Here is a 12,592-nt window from a genome sequence, read left to right on the forward strand (position 1 = left end):
GAACATAATGGATAATTTAAAAATTACCCTGCAATATTTGTTGCCTAAACATTTAATTTCACGCCTTGTTGGCAAATTAGCCGCGGCGAAGCTGGGCTGGTTCAGCCACTTTTTAATTAATCGTTTTATTAAAGCCTACGGCATTAATATGGCGGAAGCTCAGTTTGAACAAGCCAAAGACTACGCCAGTTTTAATGAGTTTTTTACCCGGCCATTAAAAGATGGTATCCGCCCGCTGGCAGCAGAAGCCAATATCGTCGCGCATCCGGTAGATGGCTGTATCAGCCAGTTAGGCCCTATAGTGCAAGGCCAGCTGGTACAGGCTAAAAATCACAGTTATTCTTTGCAGGCGTTGTTAGGTGGCGATATTGCCACTGCTGAACCTTTCAGCGGTGGAGACTTTGCCACGATTTACCTGGCACCGAAAGATTATCACCGTATTCATATGCCTGTTCGTGGCACCTTACGCCAGATGATTTATGTACCAGGAGAACTCTTCTCGGTTAACCCATTAACCGCAGAGTGCGTAAAAGATTTATTTGCGCTGAACGAGCGCGTAGTAACCATTTTTGACACCGAACTTGGCCCTATGGCTTTAGTGCTGGTAGGCGCCACAATAGTAGCCAGTATTGAAACGGTTTGGGCCGGTACAGTAACGCCACCGGCGGGTAAAAATGTGTTTCGCTGGAGCTATCCGGCACATGGTAAAAATGCCATTACGCTGGAAAAAGGTGCCGAGATGGGCCGCTTTAAACTGGGTTCAACAGTAGTGCTGGCTTTCCCGGCGAATAAACTACAGTTTTTAGCCGATCAGCAACCAGGTACCGTTACCCGCATGGGTGCGCCTTTTGCAGAACTAAACTGATTAACAGCGTTACTGGCTGACACGTATGTACTTTCTTCTGTGACCGTTGCAGGCCAGGATGGCCGAATCGAGCCCCCAGGGATGGGTTCACGGCGTGTCACAGAAGAAATGTACGGAGTGGCAGGCAGCGTCCGGAGAAATGGAGGTCATTTTATGCAAATCATCGCTCATCGTGGTGCCAGTGGTGAATACCCGGAAAACACCCTGCTGGCTATTGAACAAGCCATAACGCAAGGTGCGGACGCTATAGAAATAGACGTATTCGCTGTACAGGGCGAGCTTATTGTTATTCATGATCATCACTTAACCCGCACCACTAACGGCACCGGCAGTATCTATCAATACTCTGTAGAACAACTGATGCAACTGGATGCAGGCCGCGGTGAGCGCATTCCTACGCTATGGCAGGTATTACAGTTACTGCAAAACACCACACTGTGGCTGAATATTGAATTAAAAGGCGAAAACACCGTAGCACCGCTGCTGGCCTTGCTGGATAAAGCCAGGCAAGAGCTGCAGTTTGACAGCAAGCGACTGCTTATTTCATCTTTTAACCACCATTTACTCGCCGAGCTTAAACTGGCACAGCCCGAGCTAAAATTGGGGGCACTGACAGCCTGCCTGCCACTGGATTACGCCGCTTTTGCACAGCAGTTGCAAGCACACTCGGTAAATTGTGATGTCAGCTTTATTAATCAGGCTTTTGTTGAGGATGCCAAAGCGCGCGGTTTAAAAGTGTATGTGTATACCGTGGATCAACCTGACGATATCAGTCGTTTTCAGCAATATGGTGTAGACGGTATTTTCAGCAATTATCCGGCACGAAGCCGTACACTGCTAAGCACAGATAATTAACCACCGATAATTAACCATAGAAAGCAAAAATCCCGCCGTAGCGGGATTTTTTAATACATTTTGATACCTAGTGGTCATGGCAGCTTTTGCAGCTATTACATAAGCGCATATTCATCACATGCGCCAACACCACCAGAGATGCACCCACGATCAAAACAGCGTGTTCATATTCGTGGCCCCACACATCCCGCTGCCAATATATAAACACACCTAAAAATAACGAATAAAACGGGTAGAGCTTGCGGTGATAGCGATGAAAACCAATAAACAAAGCAATAAAGCCCAGCACAATAGTAACCAGCAACATCACGCGCTCAAAAGCATGGTTATGGCCAACGCTAAGGCCCAGTAATGGCAAAACCGGCAGAATGATCGGCAGCATAATGCAGTGAATGGCGCAAAGCGACGTCACTGTAATACCTACTTTATCAAATACGTTTCTTACTGTTGCTAACACGTGGCTTACTCTGGCAGCTGAAAATAAAGAAACGAGATAATATAACAAAACGTTTGCTAAAGAAACGCCCACTGAAAAAAATACCTGCTAAAACGGGCTTTCATTGCAAGGCTGCTGAAGCTGCGCCGGGCTTATGGCATAATGGCGTCACTTTTTTCAGCTAAGCCGTATTATGGATACTTTACTTAATCAACTCGATGACAACTTAAAAGAGCTGTACCGCAAAGCGCTGGACGCCGATGCCCTGCTGGATAACCTGCAGCAGCAAGGTCATGCTAAACACCAGCGTATTTTTGCCGACAATAAGCTATTTAAGGCCTCCAGCAACCGTTTTATGCCTTATCTGGCAGAAACAGCTGAACAGGTTGCTGCAATGCGACAAAGCCAGCAGTTTAATACTGCAACATTACAGCGCGTAGTACAGCAACTAAAGCAGCTGCACACTACGCTGGCTGAATTTCGCACTCTGGTAGCAAAGTAAAATCACCGCGCTTACAAGGTAAACGCCGGCTTAACTGCACCGGTATTTATCGCAAAGCCGGTGTAGCCTGAACTCAGTTTGTGCTTACCTTGGGTAGCGCTAACGCGTACTGCTCAACTTTAGGCTGTAATTCTTTGCTAAACCAGTTGCTCAGCATCTGCTTTTCATAGCGAAACTCTTCGTTGTCATTGGCTGAGCGTAACGACTGCATAAAGCCCATATCACGCAGGCGCTCTTCACCACTGACAACCTCTTCACCGTGTTTATCCCGCAGCACATGGGTAAAACGGACAGCTGGTGAGTAAATATCTTTCACCACGCGTAAAGCATTGCCGGCACCACCAATAAAATAATCCACATCACCGGCCAAGTCGACGTCAGTTACTGTGACTTCCCATTTATAGCCTTCAGGTAACTGGGTTGCCATATCATTGAAAAAGCCATCAAACTTTTTAATCACTCTTTCGCGAAACGCTTTACGGTTGTCATTCGCCGGGCGAATATCGGTGAATTTTTCCGGATCTTGCCATTTGATCTGTACTTCACCTGCCTGCACAGCCCCCGTGCCAAGCACCATAGCTAAACTGCATAGTAATATTGTTGTACGCATAGTCCGTCTCCTGTACCTATGGCCAGCTTTAACCACTCTGGTTAGAGCTAGCCGCCGCTAATAAGTTTACCTAACGCTATTCACTATAGCCTTGATCAGGACCAGAATGCTGTAGCCTTTTGTATAAAAATGTAGCCAGCTGCTATAAAAGCCACACCGTAAAAAAGCAAAAACCCGGCATTAAGCCGGGGTTTTCGTGTAAGTGGGCACTCACATTCTTATCACATCATGCCGCCCATTCCACCCATGCCGCCCATATCAGGCATTGCCGGGGAATCATTCTTTGGTAACTCAGTTACCATAGCTTCGGTGGTAATCATCAGTGAGCCAACAGAGGCCGCAAACTGCAGGGCTGAACGGGTTACTTTGGTTGGGTCCAGAATACCCATTTCCAGCATATCGCCGTATTCGCCGCTGGCTGCGTTGTAACCGTAGTTACCCGTGCCTGATTTCACCTGGTTAACCACTACTGAAGGCTCATCACCGGCGTTATCAACGATTTGACGCAGTGGCGATTCCATAGCGCGCAGCGCAATTTTAATACCGTGGTTCTGGTCTTCGTTAGCACCGCGCAGGTCAACCAACTTGGCGGCTACACGTACCAGTGCTACACCACCGCCAGGCACAACGCCTTCTTCTACTGCTGCACGAGTCGCGTGCAGAGCATCTTCAACGCGGTGTTTTTTCTCTTTCATTTCAATTTCAGTAGCTGCGCCAACTTTGATCACCGCCACACCGCCAGCCAGTTTGGCTAAACGCTCTTGCAGTTTCTCTTTGTCGTAGTCTGACGTTGCTTCTTCAATTTGTTGACGAATTTGTTTCACACGGCCATCAATAACGCTTTGCTCACCGGCGCCATCAATAATAGTGGTGTTATCTTTGGTAATCACCACACGCTTGGCTGTACCTAACTCTTCCAGACCAGCTTTTTCCAGCTCCATACCAATTTCTTCAGAAATTACGGTACCGCCGGTTAAGGTAGCAATGTCCTGCAGCATTGCTTTACGACGATCGCCAAAGCCCGGAGCTTTAACCGCAGAGATTTTCACGATACCACGCATGTTGTTTACGACCAGCGTTGCTAACGCTTCGCCTTCAACATCTTCAGCGATAATCAGCAATGGCTTGCCTGATTTAGCCACGCCTTCAAGCACTGGCAGCAATTCGCGGATGTTAGAAATTTTCTTATCCACAGTCAGGATGTACGGGTTGTCCAGTTCTACCTGGCCAGCTTCCTGGTTGTTGATGAAATAAGGAGACAGGTAGCCACGGTCAAACTGCATACCTTCAACCACGTCCAGCTCGTTGGCTAAACCCTGGCCTTCTTCAACAGTGATCACGCCTTCTTTGCCTACTTTGTCCATCGCGCTGGCGATGATCTGGCCGATTTCGTCATCAGAGTTAGCAGAAATAGTACCTACCTGAGCAATAGCTTTGCTGTCAGCACAAGGCTGCGACAGTAACTTTAACTCAGCTACCGCAGCGATAACCGCTTTGTCGATACCGCGTTTTAAGTCCATCGGGTTCATACCGGCAGCAACGGCTTTAACACCTTCATTGATGATGTTTTGTGCCAGCACTGTTGCAGTGGTAGTACCGTCACCGGCTTCGTCATTGGCTTTAGAAGCAACTTCTTTTACCATCTGCGCGCCCATATTTTCGAACTTGTCTTCCAGCTCGATTTCTTTGGCTACCGATACACCGTCTTTGGTGATCATCGGTGCGCCGAACGACTTATCCAGAATTACGTGACGGCCCTTCGGACCCAGCGTTACGCGCACGGCGTTTGCTAAAATATTGACGCCTTTAAGCATCTTGTTACGGGCTTCATCGCCAAAACGTACGTCTTTTGCTGCCATTTTCTTAATCCTTAAATTCAGTTAATCGTTGTAAGGTTTACGGGAAAATTAATCCAGAATTACACCTAAGATATTGTCTTCTTTGGTGATCACGTATTCCTGACCATCAATTTTTTCTGTGCGCTCTACATAAGCACCAAACAGCACCTTGTCACCAACTTTAACGTCTAGTGGCTTAACATCACCGTTATCTAACACACGGCCCAAGCCAACTGCAACCACTTCACCACGGGTAGATTTTTCCGCTGAAGCGCCCGTTAAGACGATGCCACCCGCTGATTTGCTTTCAGCTTCTAAACGTTTGATGATGACACGATCATGTAATGGACGAATATTCATGCTCTATCTCCTAAAGCTATTTTGTGTTTTAACATGGGTGTTAAATTGTCTGCCCGGTATATGGGGCACTGCGGAAAAAAATCCAAGGGGTAAAGCGAAAATTTCTTTATTGCTGCTTAAGGCAAACAGATTAAATTTACGGCTATTGAAATAAACCCGGCCTGCCTCAGGTCTGTACTGAGGTGATGATTCTGAGGTGATGGTGGTCACGTTGATAAAGCCGGATGGCAGCTATCAGCGTATAGTAAGCTCATGTTAGTGTAATACAATAACAACGCTATGGCGTTTAATAGGAAGTATAAGCTGATGTTTAAAGTGTTTTTTCTGCCTTTTTTACTCTGGTTTGCTCTGCTGGCACCGGCTGCTGCGCAGCAAAACTCGGTGCTCAACAGCCTGCTCAATACCAATGATAGTTTTTTGCCGGTAGAGCAGGCATTCGAGTTTGATTTTGTGCAAAAGCAAAATGAGCTGCTCGTCAGTTGGACGATCGCCGATGGCTATTATCTGTATAAAGACAAAATAAAGCTGGGCGGTATTGCTGTCAGTTTTTCTCACCCCAGCTACCCGGCAAGCATGCAGATAGAAGACGAGTTTTTCGGCGTGTCAGAGGTGTATTTTCATCAGTTAACCCTGCGTATTCCATTAACAGATGTCAGCGAAGATGCAGTATTTAAAATTCAGTATATGGGCTGTGCCGAAGCCGGCTTATGCTACCCGCCAGTAACCAAAGAGCTGCCACTCATTGAGCTTGCTGCAGATCAAAGCACAATAGCTAACCCAGGCAGCGCAACTAACCAGAGCACAGCTCCGGTATCCAGCCAGAATACACTGGCAGCAAAGCTCAGCGATGGCGCAGGTTTAGCCACACTGGCCGGTTTCTTTTTGCTGGGTTTGGGCCTGGCGTTTACACCGTGCGTCTTTCCAATGTATCCCATTTTAACCAGCATTATTGTCGGCCAGGGCAAGCAGTTATCTAACAAACGTGCCTTTACGCTGTCGTTTTCTTATGTGCAGGGTATGGCCATTACCTATTCGGCATTAGGGTTAGTAGTAGCCAGTTTAGGTGTGCGGTTTCAGGGCTACATGCAGCACCCGGCGGTATTAATTGTTGCCAGTATCATTTTTGTGCTGCTGGCACTGGCGATGTTCGGTGTATTTAATCTGACATTGCCGTCCAGCTGGCAGGAAAAAATCAGCAAAGTCAGCAATAACCAACAAGGTGGCTCGCACAAAGGTGCCTTTACCATGGGCGCGCTGTCTGGCCTTATCGCCTCGCCCTGCACTACGGCACCTTTATCTGCAGCGCTGCTGTATGTAGCCCAAAGCGGTGACTTACTGCTGGGCGCGGTTACGTTGTATATTTTAAGTTTGGGTATGGGCCTGCCGCTGCTTATTCTGGGTAGCTCCGGCGGTAAACTGCTGCCTAAAGCCGGTAACTGGATGAATGCAGTAAAAGCCACCTTCGGCTTCCTGCTGTTAGCGGTACCGCTTATTTTGCTGGAGCGCATGCTGCCGTTCAGTTATATCCTGGCTATAGGTTCTCTGCTGTTACTCAGCTTTATTATTTACCTGTACCGCATGATGTTCAGCCTGCAAAGCAACAGCGCCAAAGCGGTTATTTTAATACTGGCTCAATTACTGCTTAGTGCAGCGTTATACCTGAACCTGAAACATTGGTGGCCGGCTACAGAACAAACAGCCGCAGTTACCCAGCAACAACAGGCAGGTTTTGAACTGGTGAACTCACTGGAAGAGCTACAGCAAAAAATTGCTGCCAGCGAAGGGCGCTACACCTTGGTAGACTTGTATGCTGACTGGTGTATTGCCTGCAAAGAGTTTGAGCATTTAACCTTTCCCAAGGCTGAAGTACAGGCACAAATGCAGAAGATGCAGCTGATAAAAGTCGACGTAACCAAGATGACCCGCAAAGATCAGGCCCTGCTGGATAACTATCAGGTGCTGGGTTTACCTACCCTGCTGTTTTTCAGCCCGCAGGCTGAAGAACTCAGCAGCGCCCGGGTTACCGGTTTTATGAACGCAACCGACTTTGCTGCCCATCTGGCAGAACTGCAACAGTAAATTCAGGGCGGTGCTTTTAACCGGCGCCGCTTACTGCCACCTGCTTTCTGGCTGATAAGACCAGTATTTTGCTGCCATTTGTCACGATTTCACTATAATAAGGCGCTATTGTTAAGCCAACGGCTTTGTTTACAACTTAAAAGTGCTAAACAGATGCAATTATTCGTGAGCTTTGGCAAGATAGTGCCGGATTACAACAAATAGCGGGAATTACGCACAAATGGCGGCAAGTTATCGAGTTTTAGTCTTGAATGGTCCTAACCTAAATATGCTGGGTGTGCGTGAACCTGCTGTTTATGGTTCCGCTACACTTAACGATATTATTTCTGACCTGACGGAACAGGCTGCGGCAAAAGATGTCGAACTGGCACATTTACAATCTAACGCCGAGCACGAACTGGTAACTGCTATTCAACAAAGCCTGGGCAAACAAGATTATATTTTGATTAATCCCGGTGCTTTTACTCATACCAGCGTAGCCATTCGTGATGCGCTGTTGGCAGTGGCCATTCCTTTTATTGAAGTGCATTTATCTAATGTGCACGCGCGCGAAAGCTTTCGCCGGCACTCATATTTATCTGATATCGCCAAAGGGGTGATCTGTGGCCTTGGTGCCAAAGGTTACCACTACGCACTTGATGCGGCGGTAGCAGAGTTACAAACAACCAAACAGTAATAACTAATCAGGCTAAAAAGACATGGATATTAGAAAGATTAAAAAATTGATCGAGCTGTTAGAAGAATCTGGCATTAACGAGCTTGAAATCACTGAAGGTGAAGAGTCCGTACGCATCAGCCGTAACGGCCCAACACCACAATATGCGCCAATGCAGCAATATGCTCCGGCGCCACAATACGCACCGGCGCCAGCTCCGGCGGCACCTGCCGCTGTGGAAGCACCAAAAGCAGTTAGCGGCCATGTTATGAAATCACCGATGGTGGGTTCTTTCTATCGCGCGGCGTCACCTACTGCTAAAGCCTTTGTTGAAGTAGGCCAAAGCGTTAAAGCCGGTGATACGCTATGTATTGTTGAAGCGATGAAAATGATGAACCAGATCCAGTCTGACAAGGCCGGTGTGATCAAAGAAATTCTGGTAGAGAATGGCGAGCCGGTTGAATTTGACCAGCCACTCTTTGTGATTGAATAACGCAAAAGGCAGACTGATGCTAGAAAAAGTACTGATTGCCAACCGCGGCGAAATTGCACTGCGCATACTGCGTGCCTGCAAAGAGCTGGGTATAAAAACGGTTGCCGTACACTCTACGGTAGACCGTAATTTAAAACACGTGCTGCTGGCCGATGAAACCATTTGTATCGGCCCTGCAGCATCCACGCAAAGTTATTTAAATATACCGGCACTGATTGCAGCAGCTGAAGTAACCAATGCTCAGGCAATTCACCCTGGCTACGGCTTTTTAGCCGAACGCGCTGACTTTGCTCAACAGGTAGAAGAAAGCGGCCTGGTATTTATCGGCCCACACCCGGATTCAATTCGCTTAATGGGCGATAAAGTTTCTGCTATTGAAGCCATGAAAAAAGCCGGTGTACCTTGTGTACCAGGCTCTGACGGCGCAGTAGGTGACGATGCAGCCACTAACATGACCATTGCCAAACGTATTGGTTACCCCATTATTGTAAAAGCCGCTGGCGGCGGCGGTGGTCGTGGTATGCGTGTAGTGCGCAGCGAAGAGGAATTGGTTAGTTCAATTGAAATGACCAAAGCGGAAGCTAAAGCTGCGTTTGGTAACGATATGGTTTACATGGAAAAATTCCTTGAAAACCCACGCCATATCGAAATTCAGGTATTAGCCGACGGCCAGGGCAACGCCATTCACTTAGGTGAACGTGATTGTTCTATGCAGCGCCGCCATCAAAAAGTGGTAGAAGAAGCACCAGCCCCGGGCATTACGCCTGAGCTGCGCGCCTTTATCGGCGGCCGCTGCGTAGATGCTTGTAAAGTGATGAATTATCGCGGCGCTGGTACTTTTGAGTTTCTGTTTGAAAACGGTGAGTTCTTCTTTATTGAAATGAATACCCGTATTCAGGTAGAACACCCGGTTACAGAAATGATTACCGGTGTGGACCTGATTAAAGAGCAGCTGCGTATTGCCTCTGGCATGCCAATGACACTTAAGCAGGAAGATATTGTTATTCGCGGCCATGCCGTAGAATGCCGTATTAATGCTGAAGATCCGGTTACCTTTATCCCGTCACCGGGTAAAATTACCCGTTTCCATCCTGCTGGGGGCAACGGTATCCGCTGGGACTCGCACATTTATGCCGAGTACACTGTACCGCCTAACTATGATTCTATGGTAGGCAAGCTAATTACCTACGGTGAAACCCGTGATATTGCTATCGCCCGGATGCGTAATGCACTGGACGAGCTACTGGTAGACGGCATTAAAACCAACATCGCGCTGCATAAAGACATTATGCGTGATGAAGGTTTCTGTAAAGGTGGTACTAATATCCACTATTTAGAGAAAAAACTGGGTATTAAGTAAGCCAACACTTACTCAGATTAAAGGCCGCTATTGCGGCCTTTTTGCTATAATGCGGCAAATTTTCATAAGCGAGACTGATTATGCCCTGGATCCAACTGCGCGTTAGCACCAACGAAGAAAAAGCCGAACAAGTCAGCGATATGCTGATGGGCTGGGGCGCTCAGGCCGTCAGTTTTGTTGATGCACACGACACGCCGATCTACGAGCCCATGCCAGGCGAAGTGATTTACTGGACCAATACCGTAGTAGTGGGCCTGTTTGATGCTGAACACCCGATGGATAAGGTAGTAAAGCAGCTGGAACAGGTTTCATTTTTTAAAGACGGTGTCGATTACAAGCTGGAGCAGTTAGAAGATAAAGACTGGGAACGCGAATGGATGGATAACTTCCACCCGATTAAATTTGGCACCAGGCTTTGGGTATGCCCCAGCTGGCGTGATATCCCGGACCCGACAGCAGTAAACGTAATGTTAGACCCTGGCCTGGCCTTTGGTACCGGCACCCACCCTACTACTGCGCTATGTATGCAGTGGCTGGACGCCACCATAGAACCACAGCAAACCGTAGTTGATTTTGGTTGTGGCTCCGGCATTTTGGGCATAGCAGCGTTAAAGCTGGGCGCCAAACGAGTGATTGGTGTCGATATCGACCCACAGGCAATAGAAGCCAGCACAGCTAACGCCAGACGCAATAATGTCGAAGGCCAGATAGAGCTGTATTTACCTAAAGACCAGCCGAGCAATTTTCAGGCTGATGTCGTAGTAGCCAATATTCTCGCCGGGCCGCTGGCCGAATTAAAGCAAGTGATAAGCAGCTACGTAAAACCCGGTGGTAAACTGGCACTGTCAGGCATTTTAGAAAGCCAGGCACAAAGTGTGATTGACGCTTACAGTGACGAGTTCAGCTTTGATCCAATAGCCATGCAGGAAGAATGGGTGCGCCTGAGCGCACACAAGCATGGTTAACAGCTAAAGCGCTGCAAAAAAACGCTCGCTGCGCGGCAAGTAGTAATTATCATAATCCAGCGAAAACAACACCTTGCCAGCACGACCGACAATTTCTTTGCGCGGTACAAAGCCGATTACACGCGAGTCGGCGCTGTTATCGCGGTTATCGCCCAATACCAGATAGTGGCCGGCAGGCACTTTTACGGCGTTAAAACTGTCGCGGCCAGTCGCAAAGGGGGCCAGCTTTACTGTATGGGTAATATTGCCTAGTTGTTCGCTTAGCAACTGGCTGCCCTCGTCAGTAGCTGAATAAAATTCTGCAGCAGTATCCGGCCGGTTATACACCAGTTGCTCGCCATTAATACTCAGCACATTGTGTTGCATTGCCACCACATCACCCGGCACACCGATAACACGTTTTACCAGCCGGTTATCGGCAGCTTCTGACAGGAAAATAACAATATCACCGCGCTGTGGATCAGCGCGTTTTATCAGCGACACTGTGGTAAAGGGCAGGCGTAAATCATAGGCCATTTTATTCACCAAAATGCGATCGCCAATCTCAATAGTCGGCTGCATCGATCCCGATGGCACATCATTCCAATCGGCTACCGCACTTCTGAACACAAACATTAAACTTAAAAACACCAGTATGCCGCGGTTATCACGCCACAGCTGCAATACTTTATTCATTCCCTGACTCCGTTAAGTACAAACGTAATGTCAGACCTGGGGCGCGAAACAAAGTTCAGCATGTGCAAGAGGCTAAGTTCAACATGCAGACAGCCGGGTATTTACCCGGCTGTCTGCATGTTGAGTAACGTGGCGGGCTTAAAAGGTGTACTGAATACCGATACTGGCGTAATCCACTTTAGTGTCAAAATTATCAATCTCGGCCAGGATGCCAATCTCATCGCGGTCAAATTCTACATCAAAGCGGGTGTAATCCAGACGCAGATCCAGGTTCTGCGTCAGCGCAAAGGATACTCCTACACCATAAAATATATCTGAGCCGTCAACGTCATCGCTGTCATCGGTGGCATTAATGTCGGCTTTCCACCAGACATTACCGCCCTGCGCATACACAGTAAAACGCTCCGTCACCGGTAAGCCGGCTTTTAACGCCAGAGTGTAACCATCTAAATCTGTGTTAAAAACACTGTTGCCATAGTTGCCAAAATCGATGTAACCACCTTCTAAAGACAGCACCTGATTAAACTGAGCGCCTACAAAATACCGGCTGGCGTTATCTTCATCATCAAAATCCTCATCATCACCGTCTACGTTTAGCAAGCCATAAGCAGCGCCAACGTAGATACCCATGTGGTCAATATCGTCTTCTGGTGTAACAGCATAAGCCGAGGTGGCGATAAGAGAAGATGCAGTTAATACAGCTAGAAATGACTTTCTCATTATAAACTCCGTTAAATCAGCTAATAGTAATTGGCACTTTGGCCTTAGTTCGCTGTAACGGTTACAAGCTTTGTACCACTTTTAAAAATAAAAATAAGACATTAAAAATCAAAAGCTTAAATTCTGACAACTTTTCCGGGCCGATTTTAAGCCGTTATAATATTGTAATACTAACATCG

General features: G+C 47.5%; 14 protein-coding genes. 8 read left to right on the forward strand and 6 right to left on the reverse strand.

Annotated elements, in window-relative coordinates:
• Positions 1-7 precede the first annotated feature (7 nt).
• Together asd and MJX74_RS13200 are read left to right on the forward strand one after the other, a co-directional pair.
• Complete coding sequence (gene asd, locus MJX74_RS13195; RefSeq protein WP_240223291.1) at positions 8-865, forward strand: archaetidylserine decarboxylase; 858 nt, start codon at positions 8-10, stop codon at positions 863-865.
• Between the two features lie 153 nt (positions 866-1,018).
• A complete protein-coding gene (locus tag MJX74_RS13200; protein WP_240223292.1) occupies positions 1,019-1,720 on the forward strand; it encodes a glycerophosphodiester phosphodiesterase in 702 nt (233 codons plus the stop codon).
• Positions 1,721-1,787: 67 nt separating this feature from the next.
• Here the strand turns inward: MJX74_RS13200 and MJX74_RS13205 are convergent, their stop codons facing one another.
• A complete protein-coding gene (locus MJX74_RS13205) occupies positions 1,788-2,177 on the reverse strand; it encodes a MerC domain-containing protein (RefSeq protein ID WP_068228461.1) in 390 nt (129 codons plus the stop codon).
• 172 nt (positions 2,178-2,349) lie between these two features.
• Here MJX74_RS13205 and priC point away from each other — a divergent pair, with 172 nt between their 5' ends.
• The gene (gene priC / locus MJX74_RS13210; protein ID WP_068228458.1) at positions 2,350-2,658 is read left to right on the forward strand and encodes a primosomal replication protein PriC; all 309 of its coding nucleotides are present in this window, start codon (positions 2,350-2,352) and stop codon (positions 2,656-2,658) included.
• A 73-nt stretch (positions 2,659-2,731) separates the two neighbouring features.
• Here the strand turns inward: priC and MJX74_RS13215 are convergent, their stop codons facing one another.
• The 3 genes from MJX74_RS13215 to MJX74_RS13225 form a co-directional block, all read right to left on the reverse strand.
• Positions 2,732-3,268 carry a DUF3016 domain-containing protein gene (locus MJX74_RS13215; protein WP_068228455.1) on the reverse strand — a complete coding sequence of 179 codons (537 nt, stop codon included), beginning with the start codon at positions 3,266-3,268 and terminating at the stop codon, positions 2,732-2,734.
• A gap of 221 nt (positions 3,269-3,489) precedes the next feature.
• Complete coding sequence (gene groL / locus MJX74_RS13220) at positions 3,490-5,127, reverse strand: chaperonin GroEL (RefSeq protein WP_240223293.1); 1,638 nt, start codon at positions 5,125-5,127, stop codon at positions 3,490-3,492.
• 48 nt (positions 5,128-5,175) lie between these two features.
• Positions 5,176-5,466: a co-chaperone GroES gene (locus tag MJX74_RS13225; RefSeq protein ID WP_068228453.1), complete on the reverse strand. Its 291-nt coding sequence runs from the start codon at positions 5,464-5,466 to the stop codon at positions 5,176-5,178.
• 306 nt (positions 5,467-5,772) lie between these two features.
• Between MJX74_RS13225 and MJX74_RS13230 the strand changes: the two genes are divergently transcribed.
• The 5 genes from MJX74_RS13230 to prmA all read left to right on the forward strand — a co-directional run bounded on the left by MJX74_RS13230 (position 5,773) and on the right by prmA (position 11,018).
• Positions 5,773-7,545 carry a protein-disulfide reductase DsbD gene (locus MJX74_RS13230; protein ID WP_240223294.1) on the forward strand — a complete coding sequence of 591 codons (1,773 nt, stop codon included), beginning with the start codon at positions 5,773-5,775 and terminating at the stop codon, positions 7,543-7,545.
• 220 nt (positions 7,546-7,765) lie between these two features.
• Positions 7,766-8,221: a type II 3-dehydroquinate dehydratase gene (aroQ, locus tag MJX74_RS13235; RefSeq protein ID WP_240223295.1), complete on the forward strand. Its 456-nt coding sequence runs from the start codon at positions 7,766-7,768 to the stop codon at positions 8,219-8,221.
• A 22-nt stretch (positions 8,222-8,243) separates the two neighbouring features.
• Complete coding sequence (accB, locus tag MJX74_RS13240; RefSeq protein WP_240223296.1) at positions 8,244-8,693, forward strand: acetyl-CoA carboxylase biotin carboxyl carrier protein; 450 nt, start codon at positions 8,244-8,246, stop codon at positions 8,691-8,693.
• Positions 8,694-8,709: 16 nt separating this feature from the next.
• Positions 8,710-10,053 carry an acetyl-CoA carboxylase biotin carboxylase subunit gene (gene accC, locus MJX74_RS13245; protein WP_240223297.1) on the forward strand — a complete coding sequence of 448 codons (1,344 nt, stop codon included), beginning with the start codon at positions 8,710-8,712 and terminating at the stop codon, positions 10,051-10,053.
• A gap of 80 nt (positions 10,054-10,133) precedes the next feature.
• Positions 10,134-11,018, forward strand: a complete 885-nt coding sequence (prmA, locus tag MJX74_RS13250; RefSeq protein ID WP_240223298.1) for a 50S ribosomal protein L11 methyltransferase — start codon at positions 10,134-10,136, stop codon at positions 11,016-11,018.
• A 3-nt stretch (positions 11,019-11,021) separates the two neighbouring features.
• Here prmA and lepB read toward each other — a convergent pair whose 3' ends face one another.
• Together lepB and MJX74_RS13260 are read right to left on the reverse strand one after the other, a co-directional pair.
• Positions 11,022-11,693, reverse strand: a complete 672-nt coding sequence (gene lepB, locus MJX74_RS13255; protein WP_240223299.1) for a signal peptidase I — start codon at positions 11,691-11,693, stop codon at positions 11,022-11,024.
• 138 nt (positions 11,694-11,831) lie between these two features.
• Positions 11,832-12,413, reverse strand: coding sequence for an outer membrane beta-barrel protein (locus MJX74_RS13260; RefSeq protein ID WP_240223300.1), 582 nt, complete (start codon positions 12,411-12,413; stop codon positions 11,832-11,834).
• Between the last annotated feature and the right edge of the window lie 179 nt (positions 12,414-12,592).

This window comes from Rheinheimera hassiensis, assembly GCF_022436675.1.
Classification (GTDB): Bacteria; Pseudomonadota; Gammaproteobacteria; order Enterobacterales; family Alteromonadaceae; genus Alishewanella; species Alishewanella hassiensis.

What these genes read in the sequence shown, in the direction of transcription:
- aroQ (WP_240223295.1), top strand. Translation starts at nt 7,766, where the DNA reads ATGGCGGCAAGTTATCGAGTTTTAGTCTTGAATGGTCCTAACCTAAAT.
- asd (WP_240223291.1), top strand. Translation starts at nt 8, where the DNA reads ATGGATAATTTAAAAATTACCCTGCAATATTTGTTGCCTAAACATTTA.
- MJX74_RS13215 (WP_068228455.1), bottom strand. Translation starts at nt 3,268, where the DNA reads ATGCGTACAACAATATTACTATGCAGTTTAGCTATGGTGCTTGGCACG.
- prmA (WP_240223298.1), top strand. Translation starts at nt 10,134, where the DNA reads ATGCCCTGGATCCAACTGCGCGTTAGCACCAACGAAGAAAAAGCCGAA.
- accC (WP_240223297.1), top strand. Translation starts at nt 8,710, where the DNA reads ATGCTAGAAAAAGTACTGATTGCCAACCGCGGCGAAATTGCACTGCGC.
- lepB (WP_240223299.1), bottom strand. Translation starts at nt 11,693, where the DNA reads ATGAATAAAGTATTGCAGCTGTGGCGTGATAACCGCGGCATACTGGTG.
- priC (WP_068228458.1), top strand. Translation starts at nt 2,350, where the DNA reads ATGGATACTTTACTTAATCAACTCGATGACAACTTAAAAGAGCTGTAC.
- MJX74_RS13225 (WP_068228453.1), bottom strand. Translation starts at nt 5,466, where the DNA reads ATGAATATTCGTCCATTACATGATCGTGTCATCATCAAACGTTTAGAA.
- MJX74_RS13260 (WP_240223300.1), bottom strand. Translation starts at nt 12,413, where the DNA reads ATGAGAAAGTCATTTCTAGCTGTATTAACTGCATCTTCTCTTATCGCC.
- MJX74_RS13200 (WP_240223292.1), top strand. Translation starts at nt 1,019, where the DNA reads ATGCAAATCATCGCTCATCGTGGTGCCAGTGGTGAATACCCGGAAAAC.
- groL (WP_240223293.1), bottom strand. Translation starts at nt 5,127, where the DNA reads ATGGCAGCAAAAGACGTACGTTTTGGCGATGAAGCCCGTAACAAGATG.
- MJX74_RS13230 (WP_240223294.1), top strand. Translation starts at nt 5,773, where the DNA reads ATGTTTAAAGTGTTTTTTCTGCCTTTTTTACTCTGGTTTGCTCTGCTG.
- accB (WP_240223296.1), top strand. Translation starts at nt 8,244, where the DNA reads ATGGATATTAGAAAGATTAAAAAATTGATCGAGCTGTTAGAAGAATCT.